The organism is Streptomyces graminilatus (assembly GCF_001418565.1).
GTDB classification, from domain to species: Bacteria; Actinomycetota; Actinomycetes; order Streptomycetales; family Streptomycetaceae; genus Streptomyces; species Streptomyces graminilatus.
The window spans coordinates 1-15,733 of sequence record NZ_LIQQ01000212.1; the positions used below are offsets into that span (position 1 = coordinate 1).

Annotated in this window: 13 protein-coding genes; 9 read left to right on the forward strand and 4 right to left on the reverse strand. The window is 69.9% G+C overall.

Annotation, left to right across the window (positions count from 1 at the left end):
• Positions 1 to 105 precede the first annotated feature (105 nt).
• Positions 106 to 2,280, forward strand: a complete 2,175-nt coding sequence (locus tag AOK08_RS19005) for an ATP-binding protein (protein ID WP_055527306.1) — start codon at positions 106 to 108, stop codon at positions 2,278 to 2,280.
• A gap of 95 nt (positions 2,281 to 2,375) precedes the next feature.
• Here the strand turns inward: AOK08_RS19005 and AOK08_RS45815 are convergent, their stop codons facing one another.
• The gene (locus AOK08_RS45815; protein WP_157876723.1) at positions 2,376 to 2,543 is read right to left on the reverse strand and encodes a hypothetical protein; all 168 of its coding nucleotides are present in this window, start codon (positions 2,541 to 2,543) and stop codon (positions 2,376 to 2,378) included.
• A gap of 40 nt (positions 2,544 to 2,583) precedes the next feature.
• The gene (locus tag AOK08_RS19010) at positions 2,584 to 3,363 is read right to left on the reverse strand and encodes a hypothetical protein (protein ID WP_055527309.1); all 780 of its coding nucleotides are present in this window, start codon (positions 3,361 to 3,363) and stop codon (positions 2,584 to 2,586) included.
• A 317-nt stretch (positions 3,364 to 3,680) separates the two neighbouring features.
• Between AOK08_RS19010 and gndA the strand changes: the two genes are divergently transcribed.
• The 3 genes from gndA to AOK08_RS19025 all read left to right on the forward strand — a co-directional run bounded on the left by gndA (position 3,681) and on the right by AOK08_RS19025 (position 6,023).
• Positions 3,681 to 5,123 (forward strand): NADP-dependent phosphogluconate dehydrogenase, encoded by a 1,443-nt coding sequence (gene gndA / locus AOK08_RS19015; protein WP_055527313.1) that lies wholly within the window; start codon positions 3,681 to 3,683, stop codon positions 5,121 to 5,123.
• A gap of 279 nt (positions 5,124 to 5,402) precedes the next feature.
• Positions 5,403 to 5,681 carry a hypothetical protein gene (locus AOK08_RS19020; protein WP_055527315.1) on the forward strand — a complete coding sequence of 93 codons (279 nt, stop codon included), beginning with the start codon at positions 5,403 to 5,405 and terminating at the stop codon, positions 5,679 to 5,681.
• A gap of 60 nt (positions 5,682 to 5,741) precedes the next feature.
• Entirely contained in the window at positions 5,742 to 6,023 is a 282-nt protein-coding gene (locus tag AOK08_RS19025) for a hypothetical protein (RefSeq protein ID WP_055527317.1), read from the forward strand.
• Positions 6,024 to 6,113: 90 nt separating this feature from the next.
• Here AOK08_RS19025 and AOK08_RS19030 read toward each other — a convergent pair whose 3' ends face one another.
• Positions 6,114 to 7,796, reverse strand: a complete 1,683-nt coding sequence (locus AOK08_RS19030; protein ID WP_055527319.1) for a cellulose-binding domain-containing protein — start codon at positions 7,794 to 7,796, stop codon at positions 6,114 to 6,116.
• 286 nt (positions 7,797 to 8,082) lie between these two features.
• Positions 8,083 to 9,405 (reverse strand): radical SAM protein, encoded by a 1,323-nt coding sequence (locus AOK08_RS19035; RefSeq protein ID WP_055527322.1) that lies wholly within the window; start codon positions 9,403 to 9,405, stop codon positions 8,083 to 8,085.
• 147 nt (positions 9,406 to 9,552) lie between these two features.
• Here AOK08_RS19035 and AOK08_RS19040 point away from each other — a divergent pair, with 147 nt between their 5' ends.
• The 5 genes from AOK08_RS19040 to AOK08_RS19060 all read left to right on the forward strand — a co-directional run bounded on the left by AOK08_RS19040 (position 9,553) and on the right by AOK08_RS19060 (position 15,726).
• Positions 9,553 to 10,797 carry an FAD-binding protein gene (locus tag AOK08_RS19040; protein ID WP_055527325.1) on the forward strand — a complete coding sequence of 415 codons (1,245 nt, stop codon included), beginning with the start codon at positions 9,553 to 9,555 and terminating at the stop codon, positions 10,795 to 10,797.
• A gap of 213 nt (positions 10,798 to 11,010) precedes the next feature.
• Positions 11,011 to 12,246: an ROK family transcriptional regulator gene (locus AOK08_RS19045; RefSeq protein ID WP_055527358.1), complete on the forward strand. Its 1,236-nt coding sequence runs from the start codon at positions 11,011 to 11,013 to the stop codon at positions 12,244 to 12,246.
• A 326-nt stretch (positions 12,247 to 12,572) separates the two neighbouring features.
• Positions 12,573 to 13,835, forward strand: a complete 1,263-nt coding sequence (locus AOK08_RS19050; RefSeq protein WP_055527327.1) for an ABC transporter substrate-binding protein — start codon at positions 12,573 to 12,575, stop codon at positions 13,833 to 13,835.
• 20 nt (positions 13,836 to 13,855) lie between these two features.
• Positions 13,856 to 14,821 (forward strand): carbohydrate ABC transporter permease, encoded by a 966-nt coding sequence (locus AOK08_RS19055; RefSeq protein ID WP_055527329.1) that lies wholly within the window; start codon positions 13,856 to 13,858, stop codon positions 14,819 to 14,821.
• Between the two features lie 8 nt (positions 14,822 to 14,829).
• Complete coding sequence (locus AOK08_RS19060; protein ID WP_055527360.1) at positions 14,830 to 15,726, forward strand: carbohydrate ABC transporter permease; 897 nt, start codon at positions 14,830 to 14,832, stop codon at positions 15,724 to 15,726.
• Positions 15,727 to 15,733: the final 7 nt, after the last annotated feature.

The window sequence follows — 15,733 nt, forward strand, 5'->3', positions numbered from 1 at the left end:
GTTCCTCCGCCGGCCGGCGGACGGTGCCACCCGTACCACCCGGGACTGCCCATATGCTGACACCGAGCGGCGCCGCCACGGCTGCACTTCGTCGAGGAGGTAACCATGATCGCCCCTGACGGCGGGCCGGGACCGGGGCGGGCCGATGGGCACGGTCCGGGCGCTGCCGTCGAGAGCACGCTGCGGATCGCCGTACTCGGCCGACTGGCCGCGACCAGCCAGGGACGTGATCTGAACCTCGGCGGGCCCCGGCAGCGGGCCGTGTTCGCTCGTCTGCTGGCCGCACGGGGAAATGTGGTCACCGGCGACCAACTGGCCGACTCACTGTGGGGCGACGCGCCGCCACCGGGCGCGACCCGCACACTGCGCGTGTATGTGTCCCGTCTGCGGCGGGAGTTCGAATCCGACCGGGTCGCCAGGGACAGACGCGGTGTCATCGTGAGCGAGGGTTCCGGATACGCGGTCCGGATCTCCGAGACCGCGGTCGACGCCTGGCGGTTCGAACAACTGCTGAACCACGCCGCGAAACTCACGGAATCCGCCGCCGCGGCAGCCGTCCTCTCCGGCGCGCTCGTCCTCTGGCACGGCCCGGCATTCGCCGGGTTCGCGGACGAGCCGTGGGCACGGACGGAGGCCGACCGCCTCGGCGGACTGCGCGAGGTGGCCCGCGAACGGCTGCTGGCAGCGCGCCTGGAGTGCGGTGACAGCGCGGCTGTCGTTCCCGAGGCCGAAGCGCTCGTCGCCGAGGAGCCACTTCGCGAGGAGCGCTGGCGCCTGCTGGTTCTGTCCCTCTACCGCTCGCACCGGCAGGCCGACGCCCTGGCGGCGCTGCGGCACGCCAGGCGCACGCTCGCCGATGAGCTGGGGATCGATCCCGGCCCGGCGCTGCGCCTCCTGGAATCCGAGGTGCTGGCGCAGTCACCCCGTCTCGATACGCCCACACCCGCGCCCCCGCACCCGCCCTCCGGCAATCTGGTCGACCGCGACCGTGAGGTCACCGTGCTGCGCGGTTGTCTTGCCGATGTCCTCGCGGGACGTGCCGGGATCGTGTGCCTGGAAGGTCCGGCGGGAATCGGCAGGAGCCGCCTGCTCGCCGAGACGCGCCGGCTGGCCGCCGGACAGGGAATCCTGACGCTGGCCGCACACGGCAGCAGGCTGGAGAAGGACTACGGCTTCGGTGTCGTCCGCCAGCTCCTCGATCCGGTGGTCGCCGGGCACGACAGCGAACTGCCGGCCGGAACGGTGGCCGCGGCAGCCACGGTCTTAGACGGCCAGGAGGCCCCGGGAGCCTCGCGCCCGGAGAACTTCGCCGTCCTGCATAGCCTGTACCTGCTCATCGTGCGTCTGACCGAGGACCAGCCACTCGTCATCGCCGTGGACGACCTCCAGTGGTGCGACACCGGATCACTCCGTTTCCTCGCCTACCTCGCGCCCCGCGTCAAAGGACTGCCGGTCCTCATCGCCACCACCCTGCGCACGGGCGAGCCGCACGACGACCAGCAGCTTCTGGCCGACCTCGCCGGTGACCCGCTGACAACGCACATACGCCCGAGACCGCTGAGCCCCGAGGGGGTCGCCGCTCTGGTGCGCCACCGGCTGGGCGAGCCGGCGGACGACCTGTTCGTCGCCGCGTGCCACCGGACGACGGCGGGCAACCCGCTGCTGCTGCGACAGTTGCTCGGTGCACTGGCGAGCGCGGGCGTCCGGCCGGACGCCGCTGCCGCCGACACCGTCGCCTCGGTGGGTTCGCGTGCCGTTTCCAGCATGGTGCTGGTGCGGCTGGCACAACTGCCGGACGCGGCCACGGCGGTGGCCCAGGCGGTCGCCGTCCTCGGCGACGGCGCCTCCCTGCCGGTGGTCGCGGCCTGCACAGAGCTGTCGGAGCAGGCAGTTGCCGCCGCGACCGCACTCCTCGTACGGGTGGAGGTGCTGCGTGACGAGTACCCGCTGGGCTTCGTGCACCCCCTGGTCGCCGACGCGGTCCACCGGAACGTACAGGCGGGCGAACTGCAGCTGCGGCACGAGCGGGCCGCCCGGGTTCTGCACGCCGCCGGTGCGGTCCCGGAGCGGATCGCCGCTCATCTGCTGCTGGTCCCGCACCGCGGGGAGCCCTGGGCGGTCGAGGTCCTGCGTGCGGCCGCGGCCGGGGCGGCGGCCAGGGGGGCGGCTGACGTGGCCACGACCTATCTCACCCGCGCGCTGCTCGAACCACCCGGCCCGGACGTGCGGCCCGAGGTGCTGCTGGAGCTGGGCCGCGCCGAGGCCGCGGCGCGGGCGTGAACCACCTCGGCACCGCCGCACGCGGAGAGGCTCCGTCCCGTGTTCGCGGCGACGGAGCCTCCGCGGCCGTATCAAGGCCGCGTACGCGGTTCAGTTCATGACGCGACGTACGGATCGGGCGGTATGAGATCCGACGGCGGGTTGTGCTTCGCCGAGCTGACCGTGGTGCTGTCGTCGCTTCCGGACGTGTGCACCGCCGGGGCTCCCAGGACGGCAAGGGCCAGGACGCCCGACACGGCGGCGATGATCGCGCGTATGCGCATGATTCTCCCAAAGATGGTGCGGATGGTGTTACCGGTCCGGCTACTTGACGTCGACGAAGTCAGCCGCCGACGCGATCCCCGAGGTGCTGCTGTCGGCCGCGAACACAAACCTGTAGGAGCCGTCGACGGACGCCTTCACCGTGGTCTTGACGGTGCCGCTCGCGCCGCTCACCACCGTCTTGACGGTGGTGAAGGAGGAACTGCCCTTCTTCTCGAACTGCAGCGCCACGGACTGTGCGCCGTAGCCCCCGTACCCGGCCGTCGCCCAGTCGGCACGGCTGAGCTTGCCGGAGACGGTGATCGTCTTGCCCTTCTTCACCGGCTCGGGCGTCGCGTCGGCCGTGAGCTGCGACTGGCGCAGCACCTTGATCTTGGCGTAGTCGTACGCGAAGGCGGGCACGTGGTTGTTCCCGTACAGCACGGCACCGATGTGCCAGGTTCCGGCGAGTGAGTTCCTGTTCAGAGCCAGGTCGCCCCCCAGAGCGGGGATGACGGGGATCTTCGACGTGCAGGTACCCGTCGCGCTGGGGGAACTGCAGACGGACGCGGGGTCCGAGAGAACGGCGTCCCGGTGGTCGTAGTCGCTGCCACTGTGCCAGAGGAAGACGGACCCCCCTCCTCCGATCCCCGAGTCGTTCGTCCCGGTCACCGTGGCGGTGACGGTCGTCCCAGTGGTACCGACCACGATGGGCTTGCCACCGTTGACCACGACACTCGTGATCACTGTGGGACTGGTCGGGCTCGCCTGCGCCGCCGGGGCGGAGACGGCGGCGAGAGCGAGGCCGCCCGACAGAGCGGCGGTAAGAGCACGAGTGCGCATGACTCTCCAGAAGTGATCGGCCTGCCCACATGCCTCGAGCAGGGCCTGACGGTTCCGTTTACGGATGCGGTGATGGACGCCGAGGGACACAGTCCTTCGGCCCGCGTGAACAAGATCCGCCTGAGGTCTTGCCGAGGGATTGCAGCGGACTTGCAGCGACCCGCACCCGGCCTGCGACGGCCTTGCCGGGAAAGCTCTCTCACCCCTGGCGGGCCCCGCTCCCGGCGCCACCCGGTATCCGGATGAACAACTTGGGCCCCACCAGCCGTAACTGAACTGTGTGGCGGCCCGGACCGCCCCGAGCGAAGGAGCACACCATGAAGGCGACCGCGCAGATTGGCGTCACCGGCCTGGCCGTGATGGGCCGCAACCTGGCCCGGAACTTCGCCCGGAACGGCTACACCGTGGCTCTCCACAACCGGACCCCCGCCAGGATCAAGGCGCTGGTCGAGGATTTCGGGCACGAGGGCGCCTTCGTGGCGGCCGAGACCGCCGAGCAGTTCGTGGCGGCCCTGGAGCGCCCCCGGCGGGTCATGATCATGGTGCAGGCCGGTGCGGCCACCGATGCGGTGATCGACGAGTTCGCCTCGCTCCTGGAACCCGGCGACATGATCATCGACGGCGGCAACGCCCACTTCGCCGACACCCGGCGCCGGGAACAGGCGCTGCGCGGGCTCGGCGTCCACTTCGTCGGCATGGGTGTGTCGGGCGGCGAGGAGGGCGCGCTGCACGGGCCGAGCATCATGCCCGGCGGCTCGGCGGCGTCGTACCAGGCGCTCGGGCCGATGTTCGAGACGATCAGTGCCAAGGTGGACGGCGAGCCCTGTGTCACCCATGTCGGCACGGACGGCGCCGGGCACTTCGTGAAGATGGTGCACAACGGCATCGAGTACGCCGACATGCAGTTGATCGGCGAGGCCTACCATCTGCTGCGCCAGGTGGGCGGCTATGAACCGGCGCGGATCGCCGAGGTCTTCCGCCGGTGGAACAAGGGCCGCCTCGACTCGTATCTGATGGAGATCAGCGCCGAGGTGCTCGCCCACACCGACGCCCGTACCGGCCGGCCCTTCGTGGACGTGGTGGCCGACGCCGCCGGGCAGAAGGGCACCGGCCAGTGGACCGTACGCTCGGCCCTGGAGCTCGGTTCCCCGGTCACCGCCATCGCCCAGGCCACCTTCGCCCGTGCCGCCTCGGGCCAGCGGGCCCTGCGCGCCGCCTATCGCGAGCTGCCCGGGGGCACGAGCTGGGAGCTGACGGCGTACGAGGCGGAGCGGTTCGCCTGTCAGGTCGAGCACGCCCTGTACGCGTCGAAGCTCATCGCCTACGACCAGGGCTGGAAAATGATCCTGGACGCGTCGGCGGAGTACGGCTGGGACATCGACCTCGGCGCGATAGCGAAGATCTGGCGCGGCGGCTGCATCGTGAGAGCCGCGTTCCTCGACCGGGTCCGCGCCGCCTACGCCACCGATCCCTGCCGGGTCACCCTGCTCACCGAGGAGGGGTTCGCGGGCGAGATCGCCGCCGCCCAGGTCCCCTGGCGCGAGGTCGTCGCCACGGCCGCCCGGCACGGTGTGCCGGTCCCCGCCTTCTCCGCCGCGCTGTCGTACTACGACACCCTGCGCGCCGAGCGGCTGCCCGCCGCCCTCACCCAGGGCCAGCGCGACTACTTCGGCGCCCACACCTACCGGCGCACCGACCGCGAAGGCCGTTTCCACACCCTCTGGGAGCGCGCCGACCGGAGCGAGACCGAGGTGATCTGACCTCGCATCCGCGTTGCGCGAAGCCGTCCCCGCCGAGTTCTTGCTTCGTGCAGGGGCCCACGGTCTTCGTCCAGGGGTCCACGGTCTTCGTCCAGGGGGCCCACGGTCCGGCGCTTGGATCGCGGCGGAGGGTGACCTGCCGGTGGGTCTCTCTTTGTTTTATCGGGAAATCGGCGGCAGGGTGCGGTCCTCCAGCAGGCGCCGCAAGGAAGGTGACCGGAAATCACTGAGAGCAGGTCGTCCTGGAAGAAGAGCAGGAGCGAATCAGAATCGGAGGCCTTGCGGGCACGTATCGCCATTTGCCTGCTCTTCGCGGCTCTGGGGCTGACCAATGCCGCATGGTCGTCCCGAACGGTCGGCCAGTGGTCCGCCGTCTACGCCACCGACAGTGCGGGCGCGAACGCCGCCCTGGCTGCCGGAATCTACACCGCCTTCACCGTGGCCATCCTGGCCGTCAGGCTGGTCGGCGACCTCATCATGCGGCGCGTCGCCGTCCGGACGTTCCTGCAGTGGTCGCTCCTCATCGCCGCGCTGGGGATCGCGACGGTGATCCTCTGACCCTCCACGGCAACGGTCGTCGCCGGGTTCGTCCTCGCGGGCATCGGCATCGGTTGCGTCATGCCGGCGGTGATCCGCCTGGCCGGCAGACAGCCGGACGTCAGCGCCGGCGAGGGGGTCTCCACGGTGACCCTCGGACAGTGGCCCGGCTTCCTCCTGGCGTCACCGGTCATCGGCGTCGTCGCGGGCGCCACAGATCTCCGTACAGCGCTCACGCTACTGATCGTCTGCGGCATCGGCGGCGCGCTGATGGCCAGGAAGGTGCGGCAGGTCGAACCCCATCAGGAACCCATGCCACTTGAACGCCGGACAGGTCGCCAGAATCAGCCGGAAAGCGAGTGACACCGTGCGCACACCGAACTCGTGCCAGGGCCTGCCGTGAATCCAGTGCCGCCGGGCTCGCGGCAGGCCCGTATCCCGCGCCCGTGTGTGTCAGGTGCAGCTGTTGCCGTTCACTGTGAAGCCGTACGGGTCCCCGTTCTTCCCGTGCCAGTTGCCCAGGAAGCCGAAGGAGACCGTGCGGCCGGGCGCGACGGACCTGTTGTAGTCGGCTGCCGTGGCGGTGACACGGGAGCCGGACTGGGAGACGCTCGCATCCCACATCTGGGTGACCTGCTGGCCGTTGGGGAAGCTGAAGGAGACGCGCCAGCCGTCGAGGGCCTGCGCGGAGGTGAACCTGACCGTGGCCTGGAAGCCGTCGGGCCACTCGTTGACGAGTTCGTACTCGACATGGCAGTAGACCGGGTCTTCGCTCTTGGTGGGCTCCGGGACCGGACCGGGACCAGGAATGGGACCAGGGCCGGGACCGGGTCCGGGGCCAGGTCCGGGGCCAGGTCCGGGGCCAGGCCCAGGGTCTGTGCCGGGGTCCGTGGCCGGGTCCGAGCTCGGGTTCGGCCCCGGGTGGGAGCCCGGGTCGGTGCCCGGGCCCGAGGGTGAGCCGGGCCCCGGCGTCTCGCCGTTCGCGGCCGGGGTGGAGGTGCCCAGGGGCTCCGGGTCGGTCCGGCCGTCGGGGCTCCCGTGCGCGCCCGGGAGCCCGTCCGGGCCCGGCTGGCCGGGAGTCGCGGACCTGGTGGCGCCCGCGATGACGGTCACGCCGGCCGGCAGGCCGGACGACGGGTCGAGCACGGTGTTCGCGTCGATCGCGCCCCCCTTCGCCGAGCCGTCGCCGGAGCCGCCGAAGGGCATCATCGAGATCGTCAGCCCCAGCGCGGAGACGACGACGGCGGCGACCAGGACCTTCTTGCGGCGGACGCGCAGGCGGGTTCCCCATTTGAGGAGATTGCGGCGACCGGCGTCGGCGCCCGCCTCGGGGCGCCCGCCGAGCAGACCTGCCTCGGCCGCGCGGCGGCGCCGTTCCAGGTAGGCGAGCCCGCCCCAGCCGATGACACCGCCGGCAAGCGCGACGGGCAGCCCGCCGGTCCCGCCGTGCAGCCGCAGACAGGAGGCGGCCTCGGCGCACTCCACGCAGGTGGCGAGGTGCCAGGAGAGGTCGTCGGGTATCTCGGCGCCCTGTGAGCGGGTGACCGCGTCGAGCAGCCGGGCGTAGCTGCGGCAGTCGGGGCTCAGCGGGGTGTCCAGCAGGTTGCGCTGGCAGCGGTCCCTGAACAGGACGCGCACCTGGGCGAGTTCGTCCGCGACGGTCGAAGGGTCGAGGCCGAGCCGGCGGGCCACCTGGGACAGCGGCAGCGCCTCCACCTCGGCCAGCCAGAGCAGGGCGGCGTCCGGTTCCTGCATGTCGCGCAGGGCGCGCAGGGCGAGCGGGCGGCGCAGCGGCGGCCCCGAATAGCGGGCGGCGTTGTCGGAGTTGAGCCACAGCCGCAGGTCGGGGTCGAGGTGGTTGCCGTGCCCGGTCTCCTCCCAGGCGGCGGCGCTGCTGCGAACGGCCGCCAGCAGCAGGGGTATCCAGGGCAGGCGGGGTATCCGGCGTCCGGTGCTGCGGGCCCCGGCGTCAGCGGCCCGGGCCGCGTGGATACCGTGCGTGAAGGCCTCGGTGGCCAGGTCGGTGCCGGCGGGCGAGCCGGACGTGCACAGGTCGGCGTACGAGAGGACCGCGTCCCAGCACTCGGAGAACAGCGCTGTCTCGGCGGCGTCCTGAGGGGTCGGCAGATCTGGCATTTGGGGGGACTCCAGCATCAACGGCTTGCACGCGCCAACGTCAAGGTCAAGGTCGAACGTCAACTGACCCCAAGAACAGGGAAGTTGGGGAGCGTTTCATAAAACGGAGCCCGAGCTTTTCACGTCTCGCGCACAACTGACAAGCGACGTCTTCACATGTCGTCACATGTCAACCCGGGCTCGCCGCAAGGGGGTCCGAGGCGGAAAAAACGACCGGATTCGCTCTCTTGCGGTCCGCCCGGCGTCCCCCCCACAGGGACCGGTACGGATCGCGGTGGCCCTCCGTTCAGACCGTCGGCGCACCGTCCCTGGCCGGCAGGCTGTCCATGAAGGAGCTGACGGAGAAGACGGCGCGGCCGGGGCCCGGTTCGCCGTACCCGGGGGGCGAGTCGAGGCCGAACTCGTCCATCGTGGCGCGGTAGGCCTCCAGCAGGCGGATGTGGTACTCCAGCGGCGCGCCCTGGGGGTTGGCCTTGCCGAGCGGGGTGGTGGGCTCGGGGCACCAGGTGGTGAAGCGGGGCGTGATCCCCTGGGACATGAAGAAGCGCAGGCCCTCGGTGGTGGAGGCGATGGCCTCGTCGACCGTCTTGAAGCCGAACGGCTCGGCCATCTCCACGCCGGCCACGAAGTTGGGGATGACGTTGCGCGCGCCGAAGACGTCGGCCGAGTCGAGGATGCGCTTGTGCCACTCGTCGCGGCCGACGTAACGCTCCTTGCCGGGGCAGTACATCTTGAAGAGGTACTCGTCCCACACCTCGTAGTTGGGGTGGTAGATCTGCACCCCGTAGTCCTTGAAGCGCTTGACGTCGTCCTTCGGCAGCGCCTGGGCGACGACCTTGCCGATCCAGCGGCCCGGGAAGTGCTCTTCGATGGCCTTGGCGTACATGCCGTAGAAGTCGGCCTCGTCACGGCCCTGGAGCTTGGACGTGATGGCGCCGCCGGTGAGGGTGTAGGCGGTGGAGGCCTTCGCCGTGTCGTAGCGGTCGATGATCTCCAGGGCCTCCAGGACCTCGTCGACGTCCTTCACACCGGTGTAGGGCCGCCCGGCGGCCTTGTGCTGGCGCCAGTTGTGGTTGATGTCGCAGTACTGGCACTCCTCCTTGGCGCCGAAGTACTGGCAGACCCGGAAGACGGTCAGGTAGATGAGGTAGCCCCACTGGATGGTGGGGGCGACCTCCATGACGGACTTCCCGTTGGAGAGGGTGTGCCGGTAGTACTCCGGCATGGGCGGCACCCCGACGTCGGAGATCCGCTTCCCGTCCAGGTAGAGGCCGAGCAGGCCGTCGTCGCCGGCGGCCACCCGGTAGGGCGAGGCGGGGTTCACGCGCACCGAGACGACGGTCCGGCGCAGGTCGTACGGGCCGCCGGTGAGGATGATCTCCTCCGGCGGGCGGCGCAGCGCGGCCTCGCCCAGCTCGGGGAGGGTGCCGTGGTCGAAGGAGAAGATGAAGTACGACTTCGGCTTGACGTCGCCGCTCTCGTTGTCGCTGAGCGCCGACGCGTCGAAGGCCACACCACCCCTGAGCAGGTCTTCCTTGAAGACGGCTTCCCGCGGTACGTGCGGAAAGCGCTCCAGCAGATCCTCGACCAGCGCGGTGCGGCTGCCCATCCCGTGTCTCCTCCAGCTCTGGCGTACTCCGGCGTTCGACTCCTCACGGTATGCCCCCGCCTGTGTGTGGGTGGCCACGGGGCCCCTCGGGCATGTCTCATGGGGCCGCGTGAGAAGGTCGAGCATCGATGCGGAGGGACGAACCCCATGGCCAAGACGCTGACCAACTGGGCGGGCAACATCAGCTACACGCCCACGGAGCTGCACCGGCCCGGCTCCCTGGACGCCCTGCGGGCGCTGGTGGCCGGGAGCGCGCGGGTGCGGGTACTGGGCAGCGGGCACTCGTTCAACGAGATCGCCGACCCGGGCGCCGACGGCGTGCTGCTCTCCCTGGCCGGGCTGTCGCCGGAGATCGACGTCGACACGACGGCCCGTACGGTACGGGTCGGGGGCGGGGTCCGGTACGCGGAGCTGGCGCGAGCGGTCCACGGGCGCGGTCTCGCACTGCCGAACATGGCGTCGCTGCCGCACATCTCGGTGGCGGGGTCGGTGGCGACCGGTACGCACGGTTCGGGGGTCGGCAACGGTCCGCTCGCCGCCCCGGTGCGCGAGGTCGAGCTGGTCACGGCGGACGGCTCGACGGTGACGATCGCGCGGGGCGAGGAGCGGTTCGGGGGCGCGGTCACCGCCCTCGGCGCGCTGGGCGTCGTCACGGCCCTCACTCTCGATCTGGAGGCGGACTTCGAGGTCGAGCAGTACGTGTTCACCGAACTGCCGCTGGACGGGCTGGACTTCGAGGCGGTGGCCGGTGCCGCGTACAGCGTGAGTCTGTTCACGGACTGGCGTGCGCCGGGCTTCGGACAGGTGTGGGTGAAGCGGCGTACCGATCAGGCGGCGCCGGACTTCCCATGGGCCGCGCCCGCCACCGAGGCGATGCACCCGGTGCCGGGGATGCCGGCCGTGCACTGCACCGAGCAGTTCGGGGTGCCGGGGCCCTGGCACGAGCGGCTCCCGCATTTCCGGGCGGAGTTCACACCGAGCAGCGGTGAGGAGCTCCAGTCGGAGTATTTGCTGCCGCGTCCGTACGCCCTGGACGCCCTGCGCTCGCTCGACGCGATCCGGGACGTCGTCGCGCCGGTGCTCCAGGTGTGCGAGGTGCGGACGATCGCGGCCGACACCCAGTGGCTGAGCCCCGCGTACGGGCGGGACAGCGTGGCGCTCCACTTCACCTGGGTGGCGGACACCGACGCGGTGCTGCCGGTGGTGCGGCGGGTCGAGGCGGCGCTGAACCCGTACGGTTCGCGTCCGCACTGGGGCAAGGTGTTCGCCGTACCGGCCGAGGTGGTGCGCGGACGGTATCCGCGGCTGGCGGACTTCGCGGCGCTGGCGGCGTATCTTGACCCCTCGAAGAAGTTCACGAACGCGTTCGTCCGGGACGTGCTCGGCGACTGACCCGGGGGCCGGATGCCGTACCACGTGCGGAGGGGCTTTCTTCAGCCCCTTTCCTAACCCCTTGTCGAACCTCCCCCGCTGCCCATAGCCTTGCGCCGCGCCAGTGCCGTCCTGATCCGGTCTGTCCGCATTCAGGTCCGCACCGGGATCCTGTTCCGGGATCCGCACTGAGGTCTGTACCGAGGTCCGTACGGCGAGGGGACATGCCCGGTGGTGAAGCGCACGTCACGTGACATCCGCACCGCGAACCGCTATGAGGTGCTGCGCCAGATCATCGCCGAGTCGCCGACGTCCCGCCAGGAGCTGGCCGCCGCCACCGGGCTCAGTCTGGCCACGGTCGCCACGCTCGTCGGGGAACTCCTCGACCTGCGGATGCTGACCGAGGTCGGTTTCGAGGACTCGGCGGGCGGGCGCCCGAGGGGACTCGTGGCCGTCAACGCGGCGGGCGGCGCGCTGATCGGCGTCGACATCGCGGAGACGTACGTCCGGGTCGAGCTGTTCGACCTGGGGCTGAACGTCCTGGCCCGCGCCGCCGAGGACATGCGCCCCGGCGAGAGCCGGCCCGAGCAGGTGGTCGGGCATGTCGCCACGGCCGTCGGTTCGGTGGTCGCGCAGGCCGGGATCGAAGGCGCCCGGGTCCTCGGCGTCGGGGTGAGCGTGCCGGGGCAGGTGGACCGGGCGAGCGGTGTCGCCGAGTACGCGCCGAACTGGGACTGGCACGACGTGCCCCTGCTGGAACTGCTCGCCGAGCACATCGCCTATCCGCTGCACCTCGACAACCCGCTGCGCGCCTGTGCCGTGGCCGAGCTGTGGTTCGGGGCCGCGCGCGGGCACGCCAACGCGGTCGTGGTGAACCTCGGGACGGGCGTCGGCGCCGGTCTGGTGATCGGCGGCGGGGTGCACCGGGGGGTCAGCAACAGCGCCGGGGAGTGGGGGCACACGACGCTCGTGCTGGACGGGCGACCCTGTCACTGCGGCAACCGCGGATGCGTCGAGACCTATGTCGGCGCGCCCGGCATCATGCTGAACCTGGCCGAGCTGGACCCGGGCGGCGCGCTGCTGCGGCCCGAGGACCAGACGGCGACCGTCGACGCGCTGGCCCGTGGCGTCGCCGCCGGTGATCCGGTGGCGGTCAGGGTGGTCCGGGACATGGCCCGTTATCTGGGCGCGGGCATCTCCGACCTGGTGAACCTGCTCAACCCCGAGGTCGTCGTGCTGAGCAGTTGGGTCGCGGCCACACTGGGCGAGCCGCTGGTCGCCGAGGTGCGCGAGGCCGTGGCCCGGCACGCGCTGAAGCGGCCCCTGGCGGCGACCGAGATCGTCCTCTCCCCCATCCCCGGGGACCCGGTGTGCCTGGGCGCGGCGACCTTCGCCCTCGAAGGCGCCCTCGCCTCGGTCACCCAGCGGTCGGCGGCGGCCCGGCGCGGTGGCGCGACATCACTGAGGTAGGACTGAGGTAGGACTGAGGTAGGCCCGGACCGACATAGGGCCGAACCTTGGATCCGGCCCGGACCGAAATGGGCCCGATCCGGCCGATCCACCCCTCAACCGCCCCGCATCCACCCTTCAACCACCCCTGCGCGAACCGCAGTTGAGGTGACCTGACGATCCGTCACGTCCGAAATCCCGAACACCCCGCAACGTTTCGAACGGGCTTCGTCCAACCCCTTGCCGAAGCCTTAGCCGAAGGTTAACGTCCCGCTCCGCACCTCCCGTTCCAGCCACTCGGCGTCGAGCCCGTGGCTTGCAGCCGCACAAAAGACAAGGACGTCACCATGTCGGCCATGAGCAGCAATTGGGACCGCCGATCCATCCTGCGAGCCGCGGCGGGCCTGTCCGCGGCGGGCGCGCTGACCGCCTGCGGCGGCAACAACGGCCGCTCCGGTGGGGCCGGTTCGGGCACGAACCTCACGCAGTTCTTCCACGCGTACGGCGAGGCGGGCACCGAGCAGGCGATCAAGAAGTACGCCAAGGCCTATGACAAGGCCAACGTGACCACGCAGTGGATCACCAGCGCCGACTTCGAGAGCAAGCTCTTCGCGACGCTGCTCACCGACAGCGCGCCCGACCTCTTCGAGTTCCACCCGCAGATCCAGATGATCAAGAGCGGCCAGGTGGCGGACCTGACCGACATCATCGAGCCGGTCAAGTCGGAGTTCAACCCGGCCGACATCAAGTCGCACACGGTCGACGGCAAGATCTACGGCGTCCGGATGATCGACGACCCGCAGTTCTTCTTCTACCGCAAGTCGATGCTGGAGAAGGCCAAGGTCGAGGTGCCGACCTCGCTCGACGAGCTGATGGAGGCCGCGGCCAAGCTCACCACCGGCAAGGTCAAGGGCCTGTACCTGGGCGACGACCTGCACAGCGTCATCGACACGATGATCTGGTCGGCCGGCGCCGACCACCTCGACGAGAAGAACCAGATCGCGTACCACACCCCCGGTGTCATCGAGGGCATCAAGAAGATGCGCAAGCTGTTCACCAGCGGCGACCTCCTCCTCGGTGCGCCGACCGCGTCCTGGGACCCCTCCTCCCTCAACCAGGGCCTGTGCGCCATCCAGTTCTGCGGCATGTGGGCGATGCCGGCCATCCAGGCCGCGCTCGGCGACGACTGGGGCGTCTTCCCCTTCCCGAAGACCATCGACTCCGGCAAGCCGTCGGTCTACAACGGCGGCTGGTCGATGTTCGTCAACGCCAAGAGCGAGAACGTCGAGGCGGCCAAGGCGTACGTCAAGTGGCTGTGGATCGACCAGAAGGAGTACCAGGAGGACTGGGCCACCTCCTACGGCTTCCACATCCCCCCGCGCACCTCGCTCGCGCAGACCGCCACCAAGCTCAAGTCGGGCAACGCCGCCGAGGGCGTCAAGCTCTTCAACGAGTTCGGCCACTTCGACAACATCGGCTGGACCCAGGCCATGCGCACCTCGCTCGAAGACGTCTTCGCCAACGCCGTCCGCAAGGACATGGACCCGGAGAAGGCCCTCGACAAGGCCGACGAGGCCGTGGACCGCGAGCTCAAGAAGCTGTTCGGATAGGCCGCGGGACGGACCACGACATGTCGACGACCGAGACGCGCGAGCTCGCGCGCCCCGCCGCGGCCAAGGCCTCACCGGCCAAGCCGCGGCGGGCCCTGCGGGGCAGCCCCACCGTCAACTTCTGGCTCTTCACCGGGCCTTTCCTGATCGGCCTGACGGTCTTCGTCTACGCGCCGATCCTCTGGAGCCTCTATCTCAGCTTCTTCGAGGCCCGCTTCACCGTCACACCCGACAAGTTCGTCGGCCTGGAGAACTACACGTACATGCTGACGAACGACGACTTCGTCGGCTCGCTCGTCACCTTCACCGCCTTCGCCGCGTTCATCGTGCCCACCACCTGGGCGCTCTCGCTGGGCCTGGCCCTGCTGGTGAACCGGCTGCGCTTCATGCGGGCGTTCTTCCGGTCGGTCTTCTTCCTGCCGACCGCGTGCAGCTATGTGGCCGCCTCGCTGATCTGGAAGATGTCCATCTTCAGCGGTGTCCGGTTCGGCCTGATGAACACGGTCCTCGACTGGTTCGGGATCGACAACATCGCCTGGCTGGTCGACCCCAATCCGCCCTGGTACTGGGTGGTCATCGTCAGCGCGCGGCTCTGGCTCCAGTCCGGCTTCTACATGATCCTGTTCATCGCGGCGCTGCAGAACATCCCGGGCGAGCTGTACGAGGCCGCCGCCATCGACGGCGCCAAGCCCGGCTGGCAGACCTTCCGGTACATCACGCTGCCCCAGCTGCGCGCCACGTCCACCGCGGTGGTCCTGCTGCTGCTCGTCGCCGCCTACCAGGCCTTCGACGAGTTCTACAACCTCCTGTCGAAGACGACCTGGGGCCGCCCACCCCTCGTCGAGCTGTACTACAAGGCCCTGGGCGAGAGCCAGGACTACGGCGCCGGCAGCGCGGGCGCGGTCGTCCTGACCGTGCTGATCTGTGCCGTGACCCTGCTCCAGGGCAGGTTCATGGGCTTCGGAAGGGGTGAGGAGTCCAAGTGACCACCACGATGCCCGGGGCACCCGGCGTACGGGAATCCGCGCCCTCGCCGGACAAGCCCCCTCGCGTCAAGCGCGGTGGTGGCGGCGTGATGAGCTCCACCGGGCTCTACATCGCCACCGGGACCGCCGGTTTCCTCTTCCTGGTCCCGTTCTACCTGCTGATCCGCAACGCGCTCTCCACGGACGCCGACATCACCGGCGAGAACTGGAAGTTCTTCCCCACGGACATCCAGTGGGGCAACATCTCCGAACTGTTCACCGACGAAACGGTGCCCTTCGCCCAGTCGATGTGGAACTCGGCGGTCGTGGCCACCCTGCACACCACCGGTGTCCTGCTGGTGTGCTCCCTGGCCGGTTACGGTCTGGCCCGCATCCCGTACAAGCACGCGAACAAGGTCTTCTACGCCGTCCTGGGCACCCTGATGGTCCCGACGGCGGTCACCTTCGTGCCCAGCTTCGTACTCGTATCGTCCCTCGGCTGGGTGGACACCTACCGGGGTCTCATCATCCCCGGCCTGTTCAGTGGTTTCACCTGCTTCCTGTTCCGGCAGTATTTCCTGGGGTTCCCCAAGGAGCTGGAGGAGGCCGCGCGCGTGGACGGACTGGGTTACTGGGGTGCGTACTGGCGCATCGTGGTTCCCAACTCGCTGAACTTCTTCGCGGCCATGGCGACCATCACCTTCATCAACGGCTGGAACTCCTTCCTGTGGCCGCTGGTCATCGGTCAGAGTCCGGACGCGTGGACCGTTCAGGTCGCGCTGTCGAACTACATGACCAACCAGACCGTCGTGTTTCATATCATCTTCATGGCCACCGCCTTTTCCATCCTGCCCCTGGTGTTCGTGTTCCTCTTCCTCCAGCGTTGGCTGGTACAGGGGATCGCCCAGACCGGCATCAAGGGCTGAGCCGCCT

Excerpts from the sequence above, each read along its gene's own strand:
- AOK08_RS19005 (WP_055527306.1), top strand. The coding sequence starts at position 106 with ATGATCGCCCCTGACGGCGGGCCGGGACCGGGGCGGGCCGATGGGCAC.
- AOK08_RS45815 (WP_157876723.1), bottom strand. The coding sequence starts at position 2,543 with ATGCGCATACGCGCGATCATCGCCGCCGTGTCGGGCGTCCTGGCCCTT.
- AOK08_RS19010 (WP_055527309.1), bottom strand. The coding sequence starts at position 3,363 with ATGCGCACTCGTGCTCTTACCGCCGCTCTGTCGGGCGGCCTCGCTCTC.
- gndA (WP_055527313.1), top strand. The coding sequence starts at position 3,681 with ATGAAGGCGACCGCGCAGATTGGCGTCACCGGCCTGGCCGTGATGGGC.
- AOK08_RS19025 (WP_055527317.1), top strand. The coding sequence starts at position 5,742 with ATGCCGGCGGTGATCCGCCTGGCCGGCAGACAGCCGGACGTCAGCGCC.
- AOK08_RS19030 (WP_055527319.1), bottom strand. The coding sequence starts at position 7,796 with ATGCCAGATCTGCCGACCCCTCAGGACGCCGCCGAGACAGCGCTGTTC.
- AOK08_RS19035 (WP_055527322.1), bottom strand. The coding sequence starts at position 9,405 with ATGGGCAGCCGCACCGCGCTGGTCGAGGATCTGCTGGAGCGCTTTCCG.
- AOK08_RS19040 (WP_055527325.1), top strand. The coding sequence starts at position 9,553 with ATGGCCAAGACGCTGACCAACTGGGCGGGCAACATCAGCTACACGCCC.
- AOK08_RS19050 (WP_055527327.1), top strand. The coding sequence starts at position 12,573 with ATGTCGGCCATGAGCAGCAATTGGGACCGCCGATCCATCCTGCGAGCC.
- AOK08_RS19055 (WP_055527329.1), top strand. The coding sequence starts at position 13,856 with ATGTCGACGACCGAGACGCGCGAGCTCGCGCGCCCCGCCGCGGCCAAG.
- AOK08_RS19060 (WP_055527360.1), top strand. The coding sequence starts at position 14,830 with ATGCCCGGGGCACCCGGCGTACGGGAATCCGCGCCCTCGCCGGACAAG.